Raw genomic sequence first — 23,891 nt, 5'->3', positions numbered from 1 at the left:
CGACAACAACGCGGCCGCACTCGTGCCGTCGCGAAAGGGCCCTGCACACACGCTGCACGCACAGGGCCCGAGAAGCAGAACGGGGCCGTCCCCGCGTAGAGCGGAAACGGCCCCTGACCTGGTACTTCTTCGGTCGGGCTGACAGGATTTGAACCTGCGACCCCTTGACCCCCAGTCAAGTGCGCTACCAAGCTGCGCCACAGCCCGAATGCCCGCAACATCGTCTCCGGTGAGCGGGCGGAAGGAACCTTACCGCAGGGTGGCGGTGGTTCAGAACTCGGCTACTTCCTGTTGCGTTGCCGCGGCCGCTGCTGCACGTGGATCGGGGTCCCGACGAAGCCGAACTCCTCGCGCAGGCGACGCTCGATGAAGCGCAGGTACGACGCCTCGAGCAGGCCGGAGGTGAACAGGATGAACGTCGGCGGGGCGGTCGAGGCCTGCGTGCCGAACAACACCTTGGGCTGCTTTCCACCGCGGACCGGGTGCGGGTGCTCCGCGACGAGCCGGCCGAGGAAGGAGTTGAGCGCGCCGGTCCCGACGCGGGTCTCCCACCCCTCGAGCGCGGCGTCGAGGGCCGGGACCAGCTTGTCGACGTGCCAGCCGGTGCGCGCGGTGATGTTCACCCGCGGCGCCCACTGGACGCGGACCAGGTCCCGCTCGATCTCGCGGTCGAGGTAGTAGCGGCGCTCCTCGTCGACGAGGTCCCACTTGTTGAACGCGATCACCAGGGCACGGCCGGCCTCGGCGACGTTGCTGATGATCCGCAGGTCCTGCTCGGAGACCGGCTTGGAGGAGTCGACGACCAGCACCGCCACCTCGGCCCGCTCCACGGCGGTCGTGGTGCGCAGGCTGGCGTAGTACTCGTGGCCCGACGCCTCCTTGACCCGCTTCCGGATGCCCGCGGTGTCGATGAAGCGCCAGGGGCGTCCGCCGAGCTCGATCAGCTCGTCGACCGGGTCGACCGTCGTACCGGCGGCGTCGTCGACGACCACCCGGTCCTCGCGGGCCAGCTTGTTCAGCAGCGACGACTTGCCGACGTTGGGCTTGCCGACGATCGCCACGCGCCGCGGGCCGCCGACCTTGCCGAAGGTCTCCGGCGGGGTCTCGGGCAGCGCCGCGAGGATGGCGTCGAGCATGTCGCCCGAGCCGCGGCCGTGCAGGGCGGAGACCGGGTAGGGCTCGCCCAGGCCGAGGTTCCACAGGCCGTACGCCTCGGCCTCGGCGCGCATGTCGTCGACCTTGTTCGCGGCGAGGATGACCGGCTTGCCGGACTTGCGGAGGATCCGGACGACGGCCTCGTCGGCGTCGGTGATGCCCACCGTCGCGTCCACCACGAACAGGACCGCGTCCGCGACCGTCACCGCCACCTCGGCCTGCGCGGCGATCCGCTCGGCCAGGCCGCGGGCGTCGGGATCCCACCCGCCGGTGTCGACGACCGTGAAGGCACGGCCGTTCCAGGTGGCGTCGTAGGAGACGCGGTCGCGGGTGACGCCGGGGACGTCCTCGACCACGGCCTCGCGCCGGCCCAGGATGCGGTTCACCAAGGTCGACTTGCCCACGTTGGGGCGACCGACCACGGCCAGCACCGGGACCGCGGCGGGCGCGGCCTCGTCGAACTCAGTCATTGCTCTTCTTTCGTGACGGGTTCCGGTCCAGCCCCTCGAAGAGCTGTTCTTCCGTGAACCCAGGAATGGGGCCGGGCAGGCTCCGCCCGGTGATGCCCTTCGCCTCAACGAGATGCTGGACGAGGCTATTCCGGAGCGTCTCCGTCGCCTGCCTCACCTGAGCCTGCGTGCGCGGCCAGGGTTGCTGCTCCAAGTACACCGGAGACCCATACACCAAGTCGAATCGAGAGCCCGCCGGGGGCACCGAGTCGATGTGCCCACCGGGCTCCCGGGTCCCGAAGATCGCCAGCGGTACGACGGGCGCCCCGGTGACGAGCGCGAGGTACGCGACCCCGGCGTGCGCCCGCCTGAGCTCGCCCGCGCCGCGTGCCCCCTCGGGGAAGATCGCCACCACTCCCCCGTCCCGGAGCACCTTGAGGCAGTCCTTGATCGCCGAGGGGTCCACCTCGTAGCGCGCCAGCGGGATCTGGCCGAGGGCCCGCAGCGCACGACCGGTGTGCCCCTCGAACATCTCCTTCTTGGTGAGCGCGTGCACCGGCCGCGGCGCGAACGCGGCGAGCAACGGGCCGTCGAGCAGGCCGATGTGGTTGGCCGCGACGATGTGCTGCCCGCGACGGCGGATCTGCTCGTCGCCGTGCACCCGGACGTCGTACCGGCGGGAGAAGTAGGCGCGTGCCGCCGGGCGCAGCAGCCGCAGGAGGCGGTGCGAGGGGTGCACCGCGTCGTGCGTGCGGGGCAGGTCCTGGTGCAGGACCCGCGGCGAGACCGTGCTCACGACCCCTCGGAGGCGGCGCTCGCCTCCTCGACGAGCGCGACGACCTGGTCGACCACCTCGTCGAGGGTGAACGGCGTGGTGTCGATGTGGTGGGCGCCGTCGGCCATCGCCAGCGGCGCCGTGGCGCGCCCGGAGTCGATCCGGTCCCGGCGCAGCAGGTCCTGCTGGGTGGCGGTGATGTCGGTGCCCGCGGACATCTCCGCGGTGCGGCGCACGGCCCGCGCCTCGGGGTCGGCGGTGAGGTACACCTTCACGGCGGCGTCGGGGGCGACCACGGTGCCGATGTCGCGACCCTCGACGACGATCCCGCCGTCGCCGATGATCGCGCGCTGCTCGCGCAGCAGCCGCCCACGCACCGCCGGGACGGTGCTGACCGCGCTGACCGCGGAGGTGACCTCGGTGGACCGGATCGGGCCGGCCACGTCGGTGCCGTCCACGGTGATGGTGGGGGCCGCGGGGTCGGTGCCCGAGACCAGCACCGGGTCGTCGGCGTGGGCCGCAACCGCGGCGGCGTCGTCGACGTCCACGCCGTGCTGCAGCATCCACCAGGTCATCGCGCGGAACTGCGCCCCCGTGTCGAGGTATCGCAGCCCCAGCTTGCTCGCGACCCCCCGGGAGGTGCTGGACTTGCCCGAGCCCGACGGCCCGTCCATCGCTACGACCACACGTGCACTCAACGCCCGAGATCCCGTCCTTCTCGCGAAAACTGTCGGGCGAAGCCTACCGGTGCGTGGTCCAGCCCCGGGCCTCGAGCGACTCCTGGAGCAGGTCGACGCGATCCTCGGCGACGGCGAGCTCGACCACACCGACCGGCCGGCCGGGGTCGTGGTCGATGTGCACGTCCTCGATGTTCACGCCGATCTCGCTCGCGTCGGAGAACAGCCGGGCCAGTTCGCCCGGGTGGTCCGGTACGGCGACGTACAGCTCGCCCAGCACCTGCGCGGGGCCGCCGTGCTTGCCGGGGATCGCCGCTGTCCCGGCGCGCCCACGCTCGAGCAGCTCGCCCAGGGAGCCCCGCTCGCCCTCCCTGACGGCGGTGAGCAGCCGGTCGAGGTCCGCACGGACGTCGCCGAGGAGCTCGGCCACCGCGTCGGCGTTCGCGGAGATGATCTGCTGCCAGAGACCGGGGTCACCGGCGGCCACCCGGGTCACGTCGCGCACCCCCTGCCCGGACAGCGCGAGGTGGTCCTCCGGCGCCTCGGTGAGCCGGCCGGCCATCAGCGCGGCGACCAGGTGGGGCAGGTGCGAGGTGCGGGCGACGGCGAGGTCGTGCTCGGCGGGGCTGAGCGTGACCGGGGTGGCGCCGCACAGGCGCGCCAGCTCGGTGACCAGGGACACGGCGCCGGGGTCCGCCCCGGGGTGCGGGACGACCGCCCAGGGCCGGCCGTCGAACAGCACACCGGACGCCGCGAAAGGCCCCGAGCGCTCGCTGCCGGCCATCGGGTGGCTGCCCACGTACCGACGCAGGGTCGCGGCGTCGACGCGGGCGGCGACCTGGCGCAGCGGCGCGGACTTCACGCTGCCCACGTCGGTGACGACGGCGGCGCTGCACCCCAGGAAACGGCTGATCTCGTCGGCGAGGTGGTCCGGCGGCACCGCGACCACCACCAGCTCGACGTCGCGGACGCCGTCCCACTCCTCCCCCGCGCCGAGCCCGGTGGCGAGGGTCAGGTTCGGCGCGTTCACGTCGGTGAGCAGCACGGGCACCCCGTGCCGGCGCAGCGCGAGCCCGATCGACGTACCGAGCAGTCCGGCGCCGACCACCAGCACCGGGCCGGTGAGCGCCCGCGCGGTCATGAGCCGGTCGCCTCGTCGGGGACCGACCGGACCTTGGTCAGGTCCCGGCGCAGGCCCGCCGCGCCGTGCAGGTAGACGTGGGTGATGTCGGCGCGGGACAGGTCGGTCTCCACGTGCGCCATCATCCGGACCACGCGCGGCATCGACCCCGCGATCTCGAGCTCGCGGGCGCAGATCAGCGGCACGTCGCCGAAGCCGAGCCGTCGGGCGGCGTACGCGGGAAACTCCGAGACCAGGTCGGAGGTGGCGGTGAAGATCACGCTGATGAAGTCGTCCACGTCGAGGTCGTTGGCGGTCATCACGTCGGTGACCATCTCGGCGACCCGCTCGAGCATGTGCTCGCGGTCGTCCGCGTCGAGCTGGGTCGCCCCTCGTACTGCCCGCACCGCCACGCCTGAACGCCTCCTCGATCGCTGCCCGTCTGAGGCACAAACCCTAGTCGCTGCCCTGGCGCGGCAGCGGTGCCCCGCGCTGCGGTGGACGCACGGGTGAGCGTGTCAGAGCTTGGCGGCGTCGAGCAGGGTGCCGAGCTCGTCGCGGGTCAGCTCGCGCATCTCGCCGCTGCGCAGCCCGGTCAGCTGCACCGGGCCGATCGCGGTACGGGTCAGCCGTCGCACCGGGTGCCCCACGGCGTCCAGCAGCCGCCGCACGATCCGGTTCCGGCCCTCGTGGATGACCAGCTCGACGATCGCCTTGTCGCCGTGCGCGGAGAGCACCTTGAACGAGCCGACCGTCACCGGACCGTCCTCGAGGGTGACCCCGTCGAGCACCTTCCGCACGGTCGCCCTGGACACGGGGCCGGGCACCTCGGCGACGTAGGTCTTGTCCATCTCGTACGACGGGTGCGCCATCCGGTGCGCGAAGTCGCCGTCGTTGGTGAGCAGGATCAGGCCCTCGGTGTCGGTGTCGAGCCGGCCGACGTGGAAGAGCCGCTCCGGGCGGTCGGCCACGAAGTCCTCGAGGGTACGGCGCCCCTCCGGGTCGGACATCGTGGAGACCACGCCGCGGGGCTTGTTCAGCACCAGGTACACGTGCGCGCTGACCGGCGGCAGGCGCTTGCCGTCCACCCGGATCACCGCGGTGCGCGGGTCCACCTTGGTCCCGAGCCGCGTGACGATCTCGCCGTCCACCTCGACCAGGCCGCCCAGCATGAGCTCCTCGCACTTGCGGCGGCTGGCCACCCCGGACTGCGCGAGCAGCTTCTGGAGGCGGACCAGCCCGTCGTCGCCCGTCTCGCTCATCCGCGGAACTCCTCGACCGGTGCGGCAGCGGGCTCCGGGGTCTCCTCGGCTGCGGTCCCCTCGGCGGCGGGCTGCGCCTCGGGCTCGGACTCCGGCCCGACCTCCGCCTCGGCAGCGGCCTCGGCCGGTACGTCGGCCGCGGGCACCGGCTCGGCGGGGGTCTCGTCGTAGTCGTCCATGTCCCCGAGGTCGGGGAGGTACGGCGCCAGCTCGGGCAGCTCGGCGATCGAGGTGACCCCGATCCGCTCGAGGAAGTAGCTCGTGGTGCGGTACAGCAGCGCGCTGGTCTCCTCGTCGTGGCCGCACTCCTCGACCAGCCCGCGGGTGACCAGGGTGCGCATCACGCCGTCGACGTTCACGCCGCGGATCGCGGAGACCCGGGCGCGGCTGACCGGCTGCTTGTAGGCCACGACGGCCAGCGTCTCCAGCGCGGCCTGGGTCAGGCGGGCCCGCTGCCCGTCGAGCACGAAGCGCTCCACCACCGCGGCGTACTCCTCGCGCGTGTAGAAGCGCCAGCCGCCGGCGACGTTGCGCAGGTCGAACCCGCGGCCCTGCTCGGCGTACTCCGCGGCGAGGCCGTCGAGCGCCTCGACCACCTGCCCGGCGGGATAGCCGACGGCGGAGGCGAGGCTCACGTGGTCGAGCGGCTGGTCGGCGACCATCAGCACCGCCTCGAGCGCGGGCCTCAGCTCGGCCAGGGGCACGTCCAGCGTCTGGGCGACCTCTGCTTCAGCAGCGATGTCGGCCTGCTCGCTCACGGGTTCTCCTTCTCCTCGTTCTCGTCCGGGTACTTCTCGTCGGCGGGGTCTGCGTCCTGGTCGGCGTCGGCCAGGGCGACCACGGTCTCCCCGTCGTCGTCGGTGGTGCCCGCGGACACGTCGGCGACGACCTCGGACGGCGTGCCGTCGAACTCGTCGGTGATCTCCACGTCGCCGTCCTCCGCGCCGGTCCACCGGACCGTCAGCTCGCCGAGCGGCGACATCTGGTCGAAGCTGACCGCGCCCTCCCGGAACAGCTCGAGCAGCGACAGGAACCGGGCCACGGTCGTCAGCGTGTCGGGCGCGTCGCGCGTGAGCGCGCGGAACGTCATCGTCTTCTGCCGGCGCAGCCGGTCCACGACGATCGCGCCCTGCTCCTTGACGCTCACCGTCGGGGCGTGGATGTGGGCCAGGGAGAGCTCGAGGACCGGCTTCGGGGTGAGCGCCTTCGCGGCCAGCGCGGCGAACTCCTCGAGGCCGAGGCCGATCAGCACCTCCGGCAGCAGGCCGGCGAACCGCTCCTCGAGACCGACCGCCCGGGGGTGGCGCCGGGTCTCCCCCGCCATCCGCTGCTCGAGCACCGAGGCGACCTGCTTGAAGGCGCGGTACTGGAGCAGCCGCGCGAACAGCAGGTCGCGGGCCTCGAGCAGCGCGAGGTCCTCCTCGTCCTCGATGTCGCCCTGCGGCAGCAGCCGGGCGGCCTTGAGGTCGAGCAGCGTGGAGGCGACCAGCAGGAACGACGAGGTCTGCTCGAGGTCCCACTGCGGGCCCGCGGCCTTGATGTGCGCGATGAACTCGACCGTGACCTGCGACAGCGCGACCTCGGTGATGTCGAGCTTGTGCTTCGCGATCAGGCTCAGCAGCAGGTCGAACGGACCCTCGAAGTTGTCGAGCCGGACCGCGAAGCCACCGCCGGCCTGCTCGTCCGTGGCCGCGTCGGCCAGGTCGGCGGTCATGGCTGCTTGAGGCGCTGCACGATCATGCTCTCCTCGCCGTGGGCGTCGAGGTCGGCGAGCGCGATCGCGACCGCCGCGCGCACCAGCCGTCCGCGGTCGACCGCGAGCCCGGTGGCGCGACGCAGCCTGAGCCGGGCGTGCTCGAGGTCGAGCAGCTCGTCGGCGGTGACGTAGACCGTCATCTTCTCGTCGTGGCGGACCCGGCCACTCGGCTTGCGGCGCGGCGTGCCCCGCTCCTGGCCCTGCGGCTCGGCGGGCGCGGCGGGCTGCTCAGCGGCCCCGGCGTCGTCGGCACCGCCGGACTGGTCGGCGGCGGGCTCCGCGGCCCGGGAACGGGGCGTGGGCGCCGGTACGGCGTCCTCCCCGACGGTCGGGGAGGTCGGTCGGAAGAGGTCGTCCGCCGTGGGCAGGCTCACCCGTCGAGACAACGGGCCAGCACCTCCCTCGCCAGCTGGCGGTAGGCCTCCGCGCCGGCCGAGCTCCCGGCGTAGGTCGTGATCGGCTCGCCGGCGACGGTGGAGTCGGAGAACTTCACGGTCCGGCGGATGACGGTGTGGAACACCGTGTCGCCCCAGGCCTGGACCAGCCGCTCCATGACCTCACGGCCGTGCAGCGTGCGGCCGTCGTACATCGTGCCGAGCACCCCGTCGATGGTCAGGCGCGGGTTGAGCCGCTCGGTGACCTTGTCGATCGTGGTCTTGAGCAGCGCCACGCCGCGCAGCGCGAAGTACTCGCACTCGAGCGGCACGATCACGCCGTCCGACGCGGTGAGCGCGTTCACGGTCAGCAGGCCGAGCGACGGCTGGCAGTCGATCAGGATGACGTCGTAGTCCTTGCCCGCCGGGGCCAGGATCCGCGCCAGGGTCTGCTCGCGGGCGACCTCGTGGACGAGCTGGACCTCGGCCGCCGACAGGTCGATGTTGGACGGCAGCAGGTCCATGCCCGGGACGCCGGAGGGCACGACGACCTCGTCGAGGGTGACGTCGCGCTCCATGAGCAGGTTGTAGATGCTCAGCTCCATGTCGTGCGGGTTCAGTCCGAGACCGACCGACAGCGAGCCCTGCGGGTCGAAGTCGACGAGGAGGACCTTGCGGCCGTACTCCGCGAGCGCCGCGCCGAGGTTGATCGTCGTCGTGGTCTTGCCGACGCCGCCCTTCTGGTTGCACATCGCGATCACGCGGGCGGGGCCGTGGCTGCTCACCGGCTTGGGCTCGGGCAGCACCGGCATCGGGCGACCGGTCGGTCCGAGCTTGACCTCGGCGGGCGCCCCGGGCAGGGGCGCGTCGACGGTGTCCCGGGCCGAGGAGGCCTCCGTGCGGGTGAAGGGGATCGGTTCGCTCACGCGGTCGTGGTCTCCTGTGGGTACAGCGGGTGCTGAGGGCTTCGAGGACGCCGCCGGACGGGCGGCACCCCCCATCCGAGCCGGGTCGACGAGGGGAGGCATCTCCGCCGCACCGCTCCCGATGGAGCCGGTGCCGTGTGAGATCGAGTCGTTCACGCTCGTGCCTCCCGTGTCATGGGCCGCGCTGCGCGTTTTTGTCGACTCGCCTACAGATCGGTTTGTCGCGCGCAACGCGGCGACTCTATGTGGTGCCTCGCGCGACCCACAACAGGGATGCCCGAAGCACGTACCCGACCAGTAAATCCGGCCCGCGCCTGTGTATCGGTTAGGCGCGCCGTGCACAGGCCGGCGTCGGCTGGGGACAAACCTGGGGACGGATGGTGGGTCAGGCGAGCGCGCGCGGGTGTGCCGTGGCGTAGACCTCACGCAGGCTGTCCACGGTCACCAGCGTGTACACCTGGGTGGTGGTCACCGACGCGTGCCCGAGCAGTTCCTGCACCACACGGACGTCGGCTCCCCCGTCCAGCAGGTGCGTCGCGAAGGAGTGCCGCAGCGTGTGCGGCGAGACCTCCGCGGTCACCCCGGCCCGTTCGGCGGCCTTGGCCAGCACCGTCCAGGCGCTCTGCCGGGACAGCCGGCCGCCGCGGGCGTTGAGGAAGAGCGCCGGCAGCCCGGATCCGGTCGCAGCCAGCTCGGGGCGGCCGCGCACCAGGTAGGCGTCCACCGCCTCCCGGGCGTAGGACCCGACCGGCACCATCCGCTCCTTGCTGCCCTTGCCGCGGAGCAGCACGGTGCCCTGCTCCGGGTCGAGGTCGTCGAGGTCGAGCCCGACCGCCTCGGAGATCCGCGCCCCGGTGCCGTAGAGCACCTCGAGCAGCGCCCGGTCACGCAGCGCCAGCGTCGTACCCGGGGCGCCGGCGGCGTCCAGGATCCGCTCGATGTCGGACAGCGGCAGCGCCTTGGGCAGCCGCTTCGCGGGGGCCGGCGGGCGTACGGCGGCCGCCGGATCGTTCACGGCCAGGCCCTCCCGGACCGCGAACTTGTGGAAACCGCGCACCGCGACCACCGTGCGCGCCGCCGAGCCCGCGCTCAACGGCGGGTGGTCGGCGTCTCCCTCACGCAGGGCCATGAGGAAGCCGCCGACCGACGCCTCGGTGATCGCGTCGACCGACTCCACGCCGGCGCCGGCCAGGAAGCCGACGTAGCGGCGCAGGTCGCGCCGGTAGGACTTCAGCGTGTTGTCCGCCAGGCCCCGTTCGACCACCAGGTGGTCGAGGTAGGTGCGGACCGCACGCTGGAGCGGCGAAGGTCCGGTGCTGCCGTTCAGGCGAGCGCCCCGTCCAGCGAGACCGACTCCATCCCGTGCGCCTCGGCCACCGGTGCGTAGGTGAGCTTGCCGGCGTGGGTGTTGAGCCCCAGCGCGAGCGAATGGTCGTCGCGCAGCGCCTGGCGCCAGCCCTTGTCGGCCAGCGCCACCGCGTAGGGCAGCGTGACATTGGTCAGCGCGTAGGTGGAGGTGTGCGGGACGGCGCCGGGCATGTTCGCCACGCAGTAGAAGATCGAGTCGTGCACCTCGTAGGTCGGCGAGGCGTGCGTGGTGGGCCGCGAGTCCTCGAAGCAGCCACCCTGGTCGATCGAGATGTCGACGAGCACCGAGCCCTTCTTCATCCGGCTGACGAGCTCGTTGGAGATCAGCGTCGGAGCCTTGGCCCCGGGCACGAGCACCGCGCCGATGACCAGGTCGGCGTCGATCACCGCGCGCTCGATCTCGTAGGCGTTGGAGGCGACGGTCTGCAGGTGGCCCTGGTAGATCCGGTCGGCCTGCCGCAGCGCCTCGATGTTCTTGTCGAGCAGCAGCACCTCGGCCTGCATGCCGAGCGCGATCGCGGCGGCGTTCATGCCGGAGACACCGGCGCCGATCACGACGACCTTGCCGGCGTACACGCCGGAGACACCGCCGAGCAGCACCCCGCGGCCGCCGCCGGCACGCATCAGGTGGTAGGCGCCCGCCTGCGGGGCGAGCCGGCCGGCCACCTCGCTCATCGGGGCGAGCAGCGGCAGCCCGCCGTTGGGGGTCTGCACGGTCTCGTAGGCGATGCCGGTGACGCCGCGGTCGAGCAGCGCGTCGGTGCACGGGCGGGACGCGGCGAGGTGGAGGTAGGTGAAGAGCACCTGCCCCTCACGCATCCGGTGGTACTCCTCCTCGATGGGCTCCTTGACCTTGAGGATCAGGTCACCGGTCGCCCAGACCTCGTCGGGCGTGTCGAGGATCCGGGCGCCCGCGGCGACGTACTCCTCGTCGAGGATCGACGAGCCGACGCCGGCGGAGGCCTCGACGTAGACCTCGTGACCGTGGACCACGAGCTCGTGCACGCCCGCGGGCGTGATCGCCACGCGATACTCGTGGTTCTTGACTTCCTTGGGGACACCGACCTTCAACGCGGGAGCTCCTTCGCTGTGATTGTCACCACGTCAGTGGGGTGACCACGAGGAGTGTATTCCGGGCGGGCGCGACGCGCCGGGTCGGGGCCGAAGCCTCCGCGGGGCGTCGGTTCAGCGTGCCGCGCGGTGGCGGTCCTGGTGGGTGTAGAGCAGCACCGCCAGCGCCAGCGGGCCCTCGGTCAGCCGGCCCGCGAGCACGCCCTCGAGCAGCTCCCCGACCGGGACCCAGGCGGTGGTCATGTCCGCCTCCTCGTGCTCGAGCACGAAGCCGCCGCGGTCGTCGGTCTCGCTGACGTCCTCGGCCAGGTAGATCTCGATCCGCTCGCTGCTCAGCCCCGGCGACGGGTAGGTGCTCATCAGGTGCGTCCACCGCTGCGCGACCAGCCCGGCCTCCTCACGCAGCTCGCGCTGCGCGGTGACCAGGGGGTCCTCCCCCGCCACATCCAGCAGTCCCGCAGGGAGCTCGACGAAGCGGGTGCCGGCCGGGTGCCGGTACTGCTCGAGGACCAGCACCCGGTCGCGGTCGTCGACCGCGAGCACGGCGACGGCCCCGGGGTGCTCGAGCACCAGCCGGCCGAAGTGCTCGTCCGGCCGCGCCGGGGCGCTGATCCGGTCGCTCCGCACCGCGAACGGCGCGGCTCCGCGCCAGATGTCCTCGGTGCCGTGGACCTGCCACGACTCCGGACGGTCCGCCGGGGCCACGTCGTTCACGCCTCGACGGATGCCGCGGCGTCGTTCGCGGCGTCGCCGTCCACGTCATGGCGGCGCAGCGTCGACTCGTCGATCGGGAACCGCAGCTCCCGCTGCCGCGCGATGGCCGCGCCGACGAGTCCCGCGAACAGCGGGTGCGGGCGCGTGGGACGCGAGCGCAGCTCGGGGTGCGCCTGGGTGGAGACGTAGTACGGGTGCACCTCGCGGGGAAGCTCGACGAACTCGACCAGGTTGTTGTCCGGCGAGGTACCCGAGAACACCAGGCCGGCCTCCTCGAGCTGGGCGCGATAGGCGTTGTTCACCTCGTACCGGTGCCGGTGCCGCTCCTCGACCTTGGGCTCGCCGTAGGTCTCGCGGACCACCGTGCCCTCCTTGAGCTCGGCCGGGTAGAGGCCCAGGCGCATGGTGCCGCCCAAGTCGCCCTCACCGGCGACGACGTGCTTCTGCTCGGCCATCGTGGCGATGACCGGCTGCGCGCAGTCGGTGTCGAACTCGGTGGAGTCGGCGTTCTCGATGCCGGCCACGTGCCGGGCGTACTCGATGACCATGCACTGCAGGCCCAGGCACAGGCCCAGGGTCGGGATGCCGTGGGTGCGGGCGTACTCCAGCGCGCCGACCTTGCCCTCGATGCCGCGGATACCGAACCCGCCGGGCACGCACACGGCGTCCACGTCGGCGAGGTGCTTGGCGGCACCCTCCTTGGTCTGGCACTCGTCGGAGGGGACCCAGACCAGGTTCACCTTCGCCTCGTGCGCGAAGCCCCCGGCGCGCAGCGCCTCCGCGACGGAGAGGTAGGCGTCGGGCAGGTCGATGTACTTGCCGACCAGCGCGACGGTCACCTCCTCGGCGGGGTGGTGCACGCGGCGGAGCAGGTCGTCCCACTGGGTCCAGTCGACGTCGCGGAACGGCAGGTTCAGGCGCCGTACGACATAGGCGTCGAGGCCCTCGGAGTGCAGCACCTTGGGGATGTCGTAGATGGAGGGGGCGTCACTCGCGGTGACCACGGCCTCGTCGTCCACGTCGCACATCAGCGAGATCTTCCGCTTCACCGACGACGGGATGTGCCGGTCGGAGCGGCACACGATCGCGTCGGGCTGGATGCCGATCGAGCGCAGCGCGGCCACGGAGTGCTGGGTGGGCTTGGTCTTCAGCTCGCCCGAGGGGCCGATGTACGGCACCAGGGAGACGTGCAGGAAGAAGCAGTTGTCGCGGCCGACGTCGTGGCGGACCTGGCGGGCGGCCTCGAGGAAGGGCAACGACTCGATGTCGCCGACGGTGCCACCGATCTCGGTGATCACCACGTCGATGTCCGGGCCGCCCATGGCCCGGATCCGCTCCTTGATCTCGTTGGTGATGTGCGGGATCACCTGGACCGTGTCGCCGAGGTAGTCGCCGCGACGCTCCTTGGCGATCACCTCGGAGTACACCTGGCCGGTGGTCACGTTCGCGATCTGGCCGAGGTCGGTGTCGAGGAACCGCTCGTAGTGGCCGATGTCGAGGTCGGTCTCCGCGCCGTCGTTGGTGACGAACACCTCGCCGTGCTGGAACGGGTTCATCGTGCCCGGGTCCACGTTGAGGTACGGGTCGAGCTTCTGCATCGTCACCCGCAGCCCACGCGACTTGAGGAGGCTTCCGAGGCTCGAGGCCGTCAGGCCCTTACCGAGCGAGGAGGCGACGCCGCCGGTGACGAAGACGTGCTTGGTGGGCTGCGCTGCGGCCAAGGGAACTCCCGTGGTGTCGATGCCGGTCATGGGTGCGGCTCGGTCGGAGATCCCCAACCATCCACGGGGTTCTAGGCTACCAACAGGACCGCGGTGTTGGCTAAAGCCGCGCCGGTGTGCTCACTCCTCGTTGGCGCCGGGGAAGGCTCCGTCGGCGGCGTCCACGGCCCCGTAGTGACCAGCGCCACCGCCGGCCTGCTCCGCGAGCGCCATCACCGTGACGACCTGGCCGGCCACACGGCCGAGCGCGTCCACGGTGGAGACCTCCTGGGCCGCGGTCACGTCCCGGCGTACGACGTCCACCACGCCGCCGTCCTCGGCCGCGGCGGACGGGGCAGCGACGACCACGCCGTCGGTCTCGGCGTCCACGGCCCGCGCGATCGAGGACACGATCGTGCTGGCGCCCTCACGCTCCTCGGTGGTGCCCGCGCCGTACCCGCCGACGAACACGACCAGGCTGCCGCGGCGGGCGATCTCCCCTGCCGGGGACAGCAGGCCCGCGGTGCTCAACCCGGCCATGATGCTGTTCGAGGCATCGTCGACCTCGGCGCCGCCGTCCTCGGTGGTCGCGACCGCGCGGGCGAGCAGGGCGCCGAGGCGCTCGTACCCGCTGGCGTCCTCGGGGACCGCCACGTCGGGGGCGCCCTCGAGCAGCTGGCTGGCGAGCTCGTCGACGAGCTGCTTCTGGCCCACGTCGACCAGCGCCTCGCCGACCCGCACGGTGGCGCCGACGCTGCCGCCGGCGGCCCCGATGAGCTCGGTGGTGGAGGTGACCGTGGCCTCCGGCGCGCCCGGCAGCACGACCATCGTCACGGCACGGCCGTCGAGGGTGCCTCCGACGAGCCGCGGCGCGACCCCGGTGGCGAAGGCGTCGGTGAACTGGTTGCTGCTGCGCAGCGACGCGATCTCGGCCTGGAGGTCCGCCTTCGCCCGCCGGTCGGCCTCGACCTGCTCCACGAGCGTGTTGTCGACCTCGCCCTTGAGCGGGCCGCCGCCGAGGGCGACACCGACCGCCAGCGCGAGGAACACGGAGACGATGGAGACGATGTGGTACCGGAAAGAGATCACGAGAAAAGTCCTTGGAACCAGTCGGTTGGGTCAGCGAGCCAGGTCTGCACGGAGTCCCACCACTCCTGCCCCACGGGGGTGGCGGCGAGCGCGACCAGCAGCGCGACGATGCCGGCGAGCAGCACGAGCAGGAGGTGCCACAGGCGCACCCGGCCGGCGTACAGCTGCGGCACGCCCTTGGCGTCCACCAGCTTGGGCCCGACGCGCAGCCGCGTGAGGAAGGTGCTGGCCAGACCGGAGCGGTGCCGGTCGAGGAACTCGCCGAGGGTGGCGTGCGTACCCACGGAGACGATCAGGGAGGCGCCGGCGAGGTCGGCGAGCAGCATCGCGACGTCCTCGCTCGTGCCGGAGGCGGAGAAGGTCTGCGCGCGGACCCCGATCCGGCCGAGCCGGTCGGAACCGACCGCCCTGCCGGCCCGGTCGGTGTGCAGGACGACCTCCCGGGCGCCGCGCAGCGCCTTGTCGGACACCGCGCCGCTGTCGCCGGAGCGGACCCCCTGGGCCAGCCCGGTCTCCCCCACGACCACGAGGTCAGGGCGGTGGCCGGCCTCGAGCAGAGCGTCGGCCCCGGCGTCGACGCCGATCAGCACCGGCCGCTGCTCGCGGATGTAGCGGCGCAGCCGGCGCAGGTCCTCGCGGAAGTCGTAGCCGCGGACGACCACCACCACGGGACGGCCCTCGAGCTTGGTCTTGACCTCCGGGGCGCCCTGCCCGTGCAGCAGCAGGTCCTGCTCACGGCGCAGGAACTCGGTGGTGTTGTGGGTGAAGCTCTGCAGCTGCGTGGAGAGGCCGCCGCGGGCCTCGTCCATCATCTCCGCGATGTCCTCGGCGGTCAGCTCGCGGCCTGCGAGGACCTGCTCCTCCCGGACGTAGAGCCGACCCTCGTGGATCCGGGCCGGGTTGCCGTCGTGGAGCTTGGCGAAGACGTCGGAGCCGACGTTGTCGAGGAGGACCACCCCGGACTTCGCGAGCAGCTCGGGACCCAGGTTGGGGTACCGGCCGGAGATGAACGGCGAGGCGTTCACGACCGCGGCGACGCCCTTGTCCACCAGGGCCTCGGCATTGGCCCGGTCGAGGTCGAGGTGGTCGATCACCGCGATGTCCCCGGGCTTCAGCCGGCGCATCAGGGTGGTGGTACGGCGGTCGACGCGGACTGTGCCGGAGACTCCGGGCAGGCCGTCGAGGGGCTTCGATCGCGAGGAGAACTTCATGGCGCAGCAATCCTGCCACGCCGGACGGCGACTTCTCCGGAGGCAACCGGTCAGCGGGGCGTCGCGCGTGCCTCCTGCGCGGTGTCCAGCAGCTCCTGTGCGTGGGCGAGCGCGGTGTCGGAGTCCTCGAGCCCGGCGAGCATCCGGGACAGCTCCCGCACCCGCGCAGAGTCGTCCAGGACGGTGAGCCCGGACGTGGTGACGGTGCCGTCGCTGCTCTTGCGGACCACGCAGTGGTGGTCCGCGAACGCCGCCACCTGGGGCAGGTGTGTGACAACCAGCACTTGGGCGTGGCGCGCCAGCATCGCGAGCCTGCGGCCCACCTCGACGGCCGCCTTGCCGCCCACCCCGGCGTCGACCTCGTCGAAGACGAACGTGGGCACCGGGTTGGTCGCGGCCAGGGCGACCTCGACGGCGAGCATCACCCGCGACAGCTCACCACCGGAGGCGCCCTTGTTCAGCGGGCGGGGCTCCGCGCCCGTGTTGGCGGCCATCAGGAACTCGACGTCGTCGAGGCCCGACGAGGTGAACCGCACCGTGCGGCCGTCCACGGGCAGGCCGTCGGGGTCGTCGCTCCGGGAGAGCGCGACGGTCAGCTCGGCATGCGGCATCGCCAGCGAGGTCAGCTCGTCGGAGACCACCTTGCCGAGCTTGGTGGCCGCCTTGGCGCGCGCCGCGGACAGGGCGGCGCCGTGGGCGGCGAGCTCCGCGCGCAGCTCGTCGCGGCGCCGGGTCAGCTCTTCGATGTGCTCGTCGGTGTTGTCGAGGTCCAGCAGCCGCAGCGAGGCGGTCTGCGACCAGGCGAGCACGTCGTCGATGGTGTCGCCGTACTTGCGGGTGAGCGCGGTCAGCGACGCCCGCCGCTCGGAGACAGCGGCGAGCCGCGCCGGGTCGGTGTCGAGGCCCGAGGCGTACGACGACACGTCGGCGGCCACGTCGGAGAGCAGGTAGCTGACCTCCGCGAGCCGGTCGGCGAGCGAGGCCGCCTCCGGGTCGTGGTCGCGGACACCGTCGAGCAGCTTGCGGGCCGCGGAGACGGTACCGAGGGCGTCGGGGCCGCCGTCCTCCGAGGACAGGCACTCCCGGGCCTGGGCGGCGGCGGTGCGCAGCGTGTCGGCGAAGCCCAGCCGGGACTCCTCCGCGGCCAGCGCGACGTCCTCGCCCGGCTCGGGCGCGACCGCCTCCACCTCACCGAGCCCGAACCGCAGCAGGTCGGCCTCCTGCGCACGCTCCCGGGCGGTCTGCACGACCTCGGCGAGCTCGGACTCCGTGGCGCGCAGCGTGCGGAAGGTCTCGGCGTACCGGCGCCGCAGCTCCAGCGTCTTGGCGCCGGCGAAGCTGTCGAGGGCGTCGCGCTGCGCCGCCGCCTGCAGCAGCCGGTGCTGGTCGGACTGGCCGTGCACGGCGACCAGGGGGTCGGCGAGGCCGGCGAGCGCGCTGGCCGGGACCGCCACGCCCCCGGCGAAGGCACGGGAGCGGCCCTCGGCCGAGATCTGCCGGGCCAGCAGCAGCTGGCCGTCCTCGATCTCGCCGCCGAGCCCGTCCACCTTGTCGCGCAGCTCGGCGCCGAGCCCGTCCACGCGGACCACGCCCTCGACCCGGGCCCCCTTGGCGCCGGTGCGGACCGCGCCGGAGTCGGCGCGGCCACCGAGGAGCAGCCCGAGGGCGGTGACCACCATGGTCTTGCCCGCACCGGTCTCACCGGTGATCGCGGTGAAGCCCGGCCCGAGCTCGAGGACGGACTCGTCGATGACGCCGAGCGAGGTGATCCTCAGCTCCTCAAGCATGCTCTCCCCCGCCCGCATCGCCGGTCCCGGACCCGGCGCCGTTGTTGCCGACGTCGTTGCCGCCCGTGGGCTCGCCGTTGCCGTTCCCGTTCCCCCGCGAGCGGCGACGCTCCGCCGCGCCGCGCCAGCCGGAGACGGGCAGGTCGAACTTCGCGACGAGACGGTCGGTGAACGGCGCCTGGTGCAGCCGGACGAGCCGGACCGGCGACCTGCCGCGGCGTACCTCGATCCGGGCACCCGGCGGCAGGTCGAAGCTGCGCCGGCCGTCGGCCCAGAGGACGCCGGCGCCCTCGGTGCGGGCGAGCACCTCGACGGCGAGCACGGAGGTGGGTGCCACCACCATCGGCCGCGCGAACAGGGCGTGGGCGCTGATCGGGACCATGAGCAGCGCCTCGACAGCGGGCCACACGATCGGGCCGCCGGCGCTGAAGTTGTAGGCGGTGGACCCGGTGGGCGTCGCGCAGACCACGCCGTCGCAGCCCCACCGGGACAGCGGCCGACCGTCGACCTCGACGACCACCTCGAGCATCCGCTGCCGCGCCGCCTTCTCCACGCTGGCCTCGTTGAGCGCCCACGTCGTGGCCACGAGCTCCTTGTCGCGGTACACCGCCACGTCGAGGGTGAGCCGCTCCTCCGAGGTGTAACGGCGGCGGACGATCGCGTCGATGGTGAACTCGACGTCGTCGTGCTCCGCCTCGGCGAGGAAGCCGACGTGGCCGAGGTTGACGCCCAGCACGGGCGTGCCGGTCTCCCGGGTCAGCTCGGCAGCGCGCAGGATCGTGCCGTCGCCGCCGATCACGACCGCGAGCTCGCAGCCCTCCGCGGCGTCGGGCAGGGGCTCGACGGTCTCCACACCCGCGAGGTCCAGGTCGAGGTCGGCGGCCTCGTCCTTGAGCAGCCGGACCGCGAGCCCGTGCCGGTGCAGGGACTCGCAGAACTGCCGCGCGACGTCACGCGCCTCCTCCCGGCCGGTGTGGGCCAGGACGAGGACGCGGCGTCCGGTGGTGTCAGGGGTCGTCACGTGTCCACCTTCTCACCCGGCACCCCCAGGGACGCCGTACGGCGGACTTCCTCGTCGATCTCGGCCTCGCCGATGGTCGCCTCGCCCCGGCGCAGCCAGAGGAAGAACTCGACGTTGCCCGACGGCCCCGGCAGCGGGCTGGCGGTCACCGCGCGGGCGCCCCAGCCCTTGGCCGCCGCCGTGGCCGCGACAGCGGTGACCGCTGCGGCACGCAGGCCGAGGTCGCGGACCACCCCGCCCTTGCCGACCCGGTCCTTGCCCACCTCGAACTGCGGCTTGACCATCAGGGCCAGGTCGCCGTCCGGGCTGGTGACACCGATGAGGGCGTCCAGCACCAGGCCGAGCGAGATGAAGGACAGGTCACCGACGACCAGGTCGACCGGGCCGCCGATCTGCTCGAGGGTGAGGTCGCGGATGTTCACCCGGTCGTGCACGTGCACCCGGGGGTCCTGCTGCAGGGACCAGGCGAGCTGCCCGTAGCCGACGTCGACCGCCTGCACCTCGCGGGCACCCCGCCGGAGCAGGACGTCGGTGAACCCACCGGTGGAGGCTCCCGCGTCGAGAGCGCGCCGCCCCGACACCACCAGCCCCAGGGGCTCGAACACCTCGAGCGCGCCGGCCAGCTTGTGGCCGCCGCGGGAGACGTAGTCGGGCCGGCCCGGGTCGTCGAGGACCACGAGGGCCACGTCGGTGGTCACTCCGGTGGCCGGCTTGGTGGCCAGGGCCCCGGACACCTTCACACGCCCGGCGGCGATCAGCTCGCTGGCGTGCTCACGCGACCGGGCCAGTCCACGGCGGACCAGCTCGGCGTCCAGGCGGAGTCGACGCGGCATCGGGGGCGGGGGAGCTCAGGACCGGTCGTTGCCCGCGTCGGCGAGCGCGGCGCGGAGGCGTTCGTGAGCGCTCTCGAAGACGGCGACATGCTCGGAGACCGGGGCCTCGTCGAGGCCGCTCAAGGTGCCCAGCACGTCGTCGACCTCGGCGTGACCGGCCTCCTGGCCGCCACGGTTCGCCATCCGCGCGGGGGTCGGCATGCCGGCCCCGCTTCCGGCGTTGCTCCCGGACGCCGAGGTCGCGTCGGCCGTCGTCTCGAAGTCGTCACCCACCGGTCTCACCCTTTCCCTCCGTGGTCCTGCCCTGTCCTGCGGCGCTCGCGCGCCGCTGAGCGCCGGTCGCCGCCCGCCAACGCTACCCCGGCGGCCGCAGCGCGGAGGTCTCCGCCGGGCCGCCCGTGGTGTCCAGATGCTGCCATGCGGTCTGCGCGACCACGCGCCACCAGTCGTCCGTGCTCCCGCTGCCCTCGACAGCGACCTCTCCGTCGTGCACCCGGGCCTGCCAGCCGCCGAGCTCGAACCCCTCCCCGGCGGGCGCAGGCACGCCGTGCGCGCTGCCGAGCCCGTCGAGGTCCGCCGAGACGTACGACGGACGCAGCCCGGGCGTCGCCGAGGCCAGCTCGGGCAGACCGGTCACACCGGTCATCACGAGCAGGCTGTCGAGCCCGGTGTTGTTCGCGCCCTCGATGTCGGTGTCGAGCCTGTCCCCCACCACCAGCGGGCGATCACCGCCGACGCGGCGGCGGGTCTCCTCGAACAGCGGCCGGAGAGGCTTCCCCGCGACCACCGGCCGACGGCCGGCGAACCCGGCCACGGCCTCGACGAGCACCCCGTTGCCCGGGCCGTGCCCGCGAGCCGTCGGCACGCTGATGTCCATGTTGGAGGCCACCCAGAACAGCCCCTGCTTGACCAGGATCGCGCCCTCGGTGACCGTGCGCCAGCGCAGGTCGGCGTCGTAGCCGGACGCCACCGCGACCGGCGCGTCGTCCGTCGACTGCACCGGCACGAGCCCCTCGTCGAGGAGCGCCTCGAACAGCCCCCGGCCGCCGATCACGAACACCTTCGCGCCAGGCTCGAGCTCGTCCGCGAGGAGGCGGGCCGCGGCCTGGGCCGAGGTGACCACGTGGCCGTCCTCGACAGGGACGCCGAGGTCGCGGAGGTGGTCGGCGACCACGCCCGGTGGCCGGGAGGCGTTGTTGGTGACGTAGGCGAGCTGCATCCCGGCGGCCAGCGCCTTCTGCAGCGCCGCTGCCGCACCGGGGACCGCCGCCGGACCGATGTAGACGACGCCGTCGAGGTCGAGCATGGCGAGGTCGTACGCGTCCCACAGCGCCTCGCTGCTCTGCTTCAGCACCGGCCCGGCCTCCCGCTTGGCGATCTTCGACGTGGTTCTCCTACGATGCAGCGATGCCCGACTCCGCGCCCGAGGACACCGCCCGTACGACGGACGGGCCGGGCCCTGCGTCGCGCCGGCCGTTCGTCCTCGCGCCGTTCCGCGGCCTGCACTACGACCCGGCACGGGTAGGAGACCTCGGCACGGTCATCTCGCCGCCGTACGACGTGCTGGACGCCGAGACCGTCCGCGACCTCGAGAACGGCAACCGCCGCAACATCGTGCGGCTGATTCTTTCACGGCGGTTCGAGCGCCCCTACCTGGCGGTGCGCCGCCGGCTGGAGAGCTGGCGGGCGAAGGGCTACCTGGTCGCGGACGACCAGCCGGGGCTGTACCTGTACCAGTACACCGTTGACGGGACCACGGTCCGCGGGCTGATCGGCCTGGTCGCGCTGCGTGAGGACGAGGAGCGCGTGGTGCTTCCCCACGAGGGTGTGATGGAGGCGCCCGTGGAGGACCGCACCGTGCTCATGCGCACCACGGAGACCAACCTCGAGCCGATCCTCCTGGTCCACGAGGGGTCGCAGCGTCTGCGCGAGAGCCTCGACGCGGTGACGGCGGCCACGCCCGACTGTGACTTCGTGGCCCTCGACGGCAGCAGGCACGTGCTCTGGAACGTCACCGCGAACGACGTCCTGCATGACCTGGCGGTCGAGCTTGCTCCCGCCCAGGTGCTGATCGCGGACGGCCACCACCGTTACGCGGCCTACCAGCGTCTCCAGGCCGAGCTGCGCGACCCTGCGTCCCCGCCGGACTCGTCGCCCTGGGACTTCGGGCTGGCGATGCTCGTGGACCAGCACGACTACCCGATGACGGTCGGGCCGATCCACCGCACGATCAGCGCGCTCACCCTGTCCGACGTCGCGGACCTCGCCGAGGAACGGGGCGACCGGCTGGTCGGCGTCGCCGACCGGGAGAGCGCCTTCAGCCAGGCCGGCGTGACCGATCCGGACCGCGCGGCCTTCGCGCTCTCCGACGGGCGGACCTGGGCGGTGCTCTCGACCAGCCGCAGCCACGAGGTCGACGCCGCGGTGCTGCACGAGGACCTCTTGCCGTCCTGGCACGTCGCCGAGGGGCAGGTGGGCTACCACCACTCGATCGACCAGGCCCTGCACACGGTCGCCCGACAGCCCGGGGTCGTGGTCGCGGTGCAGCCGCCGGATCTCCGCCAGGTGATGGAGAGCTCCTCCCGGGGTATCCGGATGCCCCGGAAGTCGACGTCGTTCGCGCCCAAGCCGCGGGTGGGCCTCGTCATGCGGGACCTGCGCGACAGCTGAGTCGTCGCTCACCGCGCTCTCTGCAGCGTCCGCGCGGCGAGCACCTCGACCTCGAGCCGGGTGGAGCTGCCGGCGTCCTGCCGGTAGAAGCGCCGGCGCAGGGCACCGTCGACCTGCACCACGTCACCGACGTGCCACGAGAGGGTGGTGCGCCGGACCCGGGCGCCCCAGGCGACGCAGTCCACCCAGTCCGAGGTCTGCTTGGACTGGGCGGTCATGGGGCTCCGGGTGCGCGCCACCACGAGCCGGAACGTCACGATCCTGTCGCCGCTCGGCAGCTCACGCTCGATCGGCGCCGATGACACCCGTCCGGTCAGGCCGACCTCGTTGCGGGACTCCCCCGCCGGCGTCTCCACCACGTTCATCCGTCCACCTCCACGTCGAGGATCCTCGACGTGGAGGCGACGCGGGACGACGGACCGTCACCGAGTGGACGGTGCCGCTGCGCGGGCGCCTGGGGAGAGGACCTGGTCAGTCCTCGGAGAGCTCGTGCTCGCCGTCGGTGGTGTCGGTGACCACGAGCCCCTCGATCTCGCCGAGCCGCTCGGCCGCGTCGGTGATCCCCTCGCCGTCGATACCGGCGGTGCGGTGGAACCAGACCACGGCCTCCTCCTCGCGGCCGGCGGCCAGCAGGGTGTCGGCGTAGGCGTAGCGCAGGCGCACCACCCAGGGCGCCCGGGTGCGCGAGCGCAACGGGGCGTTCTCCAGCGTCCGCAGCGCGGCGTCGAGCTCACCGAGGTCCCGACGCGCGCCGGCCTCGACGATGGTCATCTCCGCCTGCTGCTCCTGGGCAAGGTTGGCCACCGCAGGGCTCTTCGCCAGCGCCAGCGCCTTGTCGGGCCGGCCCAGCGCGCGCTCGCAGTCGGCCATCAGCGGGAGGTAGTCGTTCACGCCGTTCATGCGCTTGGCGGCACGGAACTCCGACAGCGCCTCGGCGAACTCGCCGGCGGCGTAGGCGGCCTCGCCGCACGCCTCCCGGACCACCGCGATACGCGCGGCACGCGCCCGCGCGGCCAGCGTGTGCTGGTAGGCGGTCTGCGGGTCGGTGTCGATCAGCTGGCCGGCGGCGACGAGGTGGCGGGCGACGCGCGCCGCGAGCTTCTCGGGAAGGCCGCGGAGCTGCTGGCGCACGTTGCGGTCGAGCTCACGCCCGGTGATCGCCTCGTCGAGCGGCGGCCCGTCGTACCTGGCCTGGTCGACGCTGCGCGACTCCTGGTCACGGCGGTCGTCCTCACGGCGCGGCCGGCTCCACGGCTTGGTACCACCGCGGTCGCTCGAGCGCTTGTCGCCTCCGCCTCGGCGGTCACCGCCGCGGAAGTCCGGACGGTCGCCCCGCGAGCCGGCGGAGCCGCCTCCCTGGCGTCCGCTCCCCGACCCGCCCGTGCCGCTGCCGGAGCTGCTGCCCGTGCCGCTGCCGGAACGTCCGCCGCCGGTCCCGCCGGAGCGGTTCCCTGCGCCACGCGACCCCCCGGAGGAGGGACCACGTCCCTGACCCCCGCGTCGCGGACCCTGTGACCGGCCTTCGTTCGCCACAACAACTTCCCTTCGCGAACCCGCCCGTCGAGGGGCAGGCGTCTCTCGTACCTCTTGCTCGGACATCATCGCGGACCCGGCGCCGGAAGCGCCAAACAGGGTCCGGAAATGACTAGAGGCCACCCCGTAGGGTGGCCTCTAGCTCACAGTTATGTTCGGCGACGTCCTACTCTCCCACACACTCCCGTGTGCAGTACCATCGGCGCTGAAAGGCTTAACTTCCGGGTTCGGAATGGGACCGGGTGTTTCCCTTTCGCTATGGCCGCCGAAACTCTATGGAGTTATCAACAGTTCCAAAACAGTGGTGTGTCTTGGGTTCCCGTCCGTAACTCGGGAACCACACAGTGGACGCGCAACATCTTTGAGGGACAAGCCCTCGGCCTATTAGTACCGGTCGGCT

Annotated in this window: 24 protein-coding genes, 1 tRNA gene and 1 rRNA gene; 1 reads left to right on the top strand and 25 read right to left on the bottom strand. The window is 72.7% G+C overall.

What is annotated here, in order from left to right:
* Positions 1–133 precede the first annotated feature (133 nt).
* The 22 genes from K1X13_RS00130 to K1X13_RS00025 all read right to left on the bottom strand — a co-directional run bounded on the left by K1X13_RS00130 (position 134) and on the right by K1X13_RS00025 (position 20,642).
* A tRNA-Pro gene (locus K1X13_RS00130) sits at positions 134–207 on the bottom strand.
* 74 nt (positions 208–281) lie between these two features.
* Positions 282–1,625 (bottom strand): ribosome biogenesis GTPase Der, encoded by a 1,344-nt coding sequence (der, locus tag K1X13_RS00125; RefSeq protein WP_221023032.1) that lies wholly within the window; start codon positions 1,623–1,625, stop codon positions 282–284.
* Positions 1,618–2,400 carry a lysophospholipid acyltransferase family protein gene (locus K1X13_RS00120; protein ID WP_308249300.1) on the bottom strand — a complete coding sequence of 261 codons (783 nt, stop codon included), beginning with the start codon at positions 2,398–2,400 and terminating at the stop codon, positions 1,618–1,620. Before K1X13_RS00120 ends, der begins: the two co-directional genes overlap by 8 nt.
* Positions 2,397–3,053 carry a (d)CMP kinase gene (gene cmk, locus K1X13_RS00115; RefSeq protein WP_221023031.1) on the bottom strand — a complete coding sequence of 219 codons (657 nt, stop codon included), beginning with the start codon at positions 3,051–3,053 and terminating at the stop codon, positions 2,397–2,399. Before cmk ends, K1X13_RS00120 begins: the two co-directional genes overlap by 4 nt.
* 67 nt (positions 3,054–3,120) lie before the next feature.
* Complete coding sequence (locus K1X13_RS00110; RefSeq protein WP_221023030.1) at positions 3,121–4,197, bottom strand: prephenate dehydrogenase; 1,077 nt, start codon at positions 4,195–4,197, stop codon at positions 3,121–3,123.
* Positions 4,194–4,589, bottom strand: a complete 396-nt coding sequence (gene aroH / locus K1X13_RS00105; protein WP_221023029.1) for a chorismate mutase — start codon at positions 4,587–4,589, stop codon at positions 4,194–4,196. Before aroH ends, K1X13_RS00110 begins: the two co-directional genes overlap by 4 nt.
* Positions 4,590–4,694: 105 nt before the next feature.
* Positions 4,695–5,438, bottom strand: coding sequence for a pseudouridine synthase (locus K1X13_RS00100; RefSeq protein WP_221023028.1), 744 nt, complete (start codon positions 5,436–5,438; stop codon positions 4,695–4,697).
* Positions 5,435–6,196 (bottom strand): SMC-Scp complex subunit ScpB, encoded by a 762-nt coding sequence (gene scpB / locus K1X13_RS00095; protein WP_308249299.1) that lies wholly within the window; start codon positions 6,194–6,196, stop codon positions 5,435–5,437. The genes K1X13_RS00100 and scpB overlap by 4 nt, the downstream gene beginning before the upstream one ends.
* Complete coding sequence (locus K1X13_RS00090; RefSeq protein ID WP_221023027.1) at positions 6,193–7,152, bottom strand: segregation and condensation protein A; 960 nt, start codon at positions 7,150–7,152, stop codon at positions 6,193–6,195. The genes scpB and K1X13_RS00090 overlap by 4 nt, the downstream gene beginning before the upstream one ends.
* Positions 7,149–7,580 (bottom strand): hypothetical protein, encoded by a 432-nt coding sequence (locus tag K1X13_RS00085; RefSeq protein ID WP_221023026.1) that lies wholly within the window; start codon positions 7,578–7,580, stop codon positions 7,149–7,151. Before K1X13_RS00085 ends, K1X13_RS00090 begins: the two co-directional genes overlap by 4 nt.
* Positions 7,565–8,380, bottom strand: a complete 816-nt coding sequence (locus K1X13_RS00080; protein ID WP_225914557.1) for a ParA family protein — start codon at positions 8,378–8,380, stop codon at positions 7,565–7,567. Before K1X13_RS00080 ends, K1X13_RS00085 begins: the two co-directional genes overlap by 16 nt.
* 499 nt (positions 8,381–8,879) lie before the next feature.
* Complete coding sequence (xerD, locus tag K1X13_RS00075; protein WP_221024474.1) at positions 8,880–9,821, bottom strand: site-specific tyrosine recombinase XerD; 942 nt, start codon at positions 9,819–9,821, stop codon at positions 8,880–8,882.
* Positions 9,818–10,933: an alanine dehydrogenase gene (ald, locus tag K1X13_RS00070; RefSeq protein WP_221023025.1), complete on the bottom strand. Its 1,116-nt coding sequence runs from the start codon at positions 10,931–10,933 to the stop codon at positions 9,818–9,820. The genes xerD and ald overlap by 4 nt, the downstream gene beginning before the upstream one ends.
* 114 nt (positions 10,934–11,047) lie before the next feature.
* Positions 11,048–11,647, bottom strand: a complete 600-nt coding sequence (locus K1X13_RS00065) for an NUDIX domain-containing protein (protein WP_221023024.1) — start codon at positions 11,645–11,647, stop codon at positions 11,048–11,050.
* On the bottom strand, positions 11,644–13,368 hold the full coding sequence (pyrG, locus tag K1X13_RS00060) for a CTP synthase (RefSeq protein WP_372450649.1): 1,725 nt from the start codon (positions 13,366–13,368) through the stop codon (positions 11,644–11,646). Before pyrG ends, K1X13_RS00065 begins: the two co-directional genes overlap by 4 nt.
* A 120-nt stretch (positions 13,369–13,488) precedes the next feature.
* On the bottom strand, positions 13,489–14,436 hold the full coding sequence (locus tag K1X13_RS00055; protein ID WP_221023022.1) for a copper transporter: 948 nt from the start codon (positions 14,434–14,436) through the stop codon (positions 13,489–13,491).
* Positions 14,433–15,647 (bottom strand): putative cytokinetic ring protein SteA, encoded by a 1,215-nt coding sequence (gene steA / locus K1X13_RS00050; RefSeq protein ID WP_221023021.1) that lies wholly within the window; start codon positions 15,645–15,647, stop codon positions 14,433–14,435. Before steA ends, K1X13_RS00055 begins: the two co-directional genes overlap by 4 nt.
* A gap of 50 nt (positions 15,648–15,697) precedes the next feature.
* On the bottom strand, positions 15,698–17,434 hold the full coding sequence (gene recN / locus K1X13_RS00045) for a DNA repair protein RecN (protein WP_221023020.1): 1,737 nt from the start codon (positions 17,432–17,434) through the stop codon (positions 15,698–15,700).
* Positions 17,427–18,455, bottom strand: coding sequence for an NAD kinase (locus K1X13_RS00040; protein ID WP_221023019.1), 1,029 nt, complete (start codon positions 18,453–18,455; stop codon positions 17,427–17,429). The genes recN and K1X13_RS00040 overlap by 8 nt, the downstream gene beginning before the upstream one ends.
* Entirely contained in the window at positions 18,452–19,288 is an 837-nt protein-coding gene (locus tag K1X13_RS00035; protein ID WP_221023018.1) for a TlyA family RNA methyltransferase, read from the bottom strand. Before K1X13_RS00035 ends, K1X13_RS00040 begins: the two co-directional genes overlap by 4 nt.
* A 15-nt stretch (positions 19,289–19,303) precedes the next feature.
* Positions 19,304–19,561 carry a hypothetical protein gene (locus K1X13_RS00030; protein WP_221023017.1) on the bottom strand — a complete coding sequence of 86 codons (258 nt, stop codon included), beginning with the start codon at positions 19,559–19,561 and terminating at the stop codon, positions 19,304–19,306.
* Positions 19,562–19,643: 82 nt separating this feature from the next.
* On the bottom strand, positions 19,644–20,642 hold the full coding sequence (locus K1X13_RS00025) for an HAD-IIA family hydrolase (RefSeq protein ID WP_308249298.1): 999 nt from the start codon (positions 20,640–20,642) through the stop codon (positions 19,644–19,646).
* Positions 20,643–20,695: 53 nt separating this feature from the next.
* Between K1X13_RS00025 and K1X13_RS00020 the strand changes: the two genes are divergently transcribed.
* On the top strand, positions 20,696–21,958 hold the full coding sequence (locus K1X13_RS00020; protein WP_221023016.1) for a DUF1015 family protein: 1,263 nt from the start codon (positions 20,696–20,698) through the stop codon (positions 21,956–21,958).
* Between the two features lie 8 nt (positions 21,959–21,966).
* Here the strand turns inward: K1X13_RS00020 and K1X13_RS00015 are convergent, their stop codons facing one another.
* From K1X13_RS00015 to rrf, 3 genes are all read right to left on the bottom strand, one after another.
* Positions 21,967–22,323 carry a single-stranded DNA-binding protein gene (locus K1X13_RS00015; RefSeq protein ID WP_221023015.1) on the bottom strand — a complete coding sequence of 119 codons (357 nt, stop codon included), beginning with the start codon at positions 22,321–22,323 and terminating at the stop codon, positions 21,967–21,969.
* A gap of 106 nt (positions 22,324–22,429) precedes the next feature.
* Positions 22,430–23,491 carry a tetratricopeptide repeat protein gene (locus tag K1X13_RS00010; protein ID WP_221023014.1) on the bottom strand — a complete coding sequence of 354 codons (1,062 nt, stop codon included), beginning with the start codon at positions 23,489–23,491 and terminating at the stop codon, positions 22,430–22,432.
* 153 nt (positions 23,492–23,644) lie between these two features.
* Positions 23,645–23,761 (bottom strand): 5S ribosomal RNA (gene rrf, locus K1X13_RS00005).
* Positions 23,762–23,891 lie beyond the last annotated feature (130 nt).

It is taken from the genome of Nocardioides jiangsuensis, assembly GCF_019679455.1.
In the GTDB taxonomy this organism is placed as follows: Bacteria; Actinomycetota; Actinomycetes; order Propionibacteriales; family Nocardioidaceae; genus Nocardioides_C; species Nocardioides_C jiangsuensis.
The sequence above is the reverse complement of the archived record's forward strand: the minus strand, read 5'-3'. Positions and strand labels throughout refer to the sequence as shown.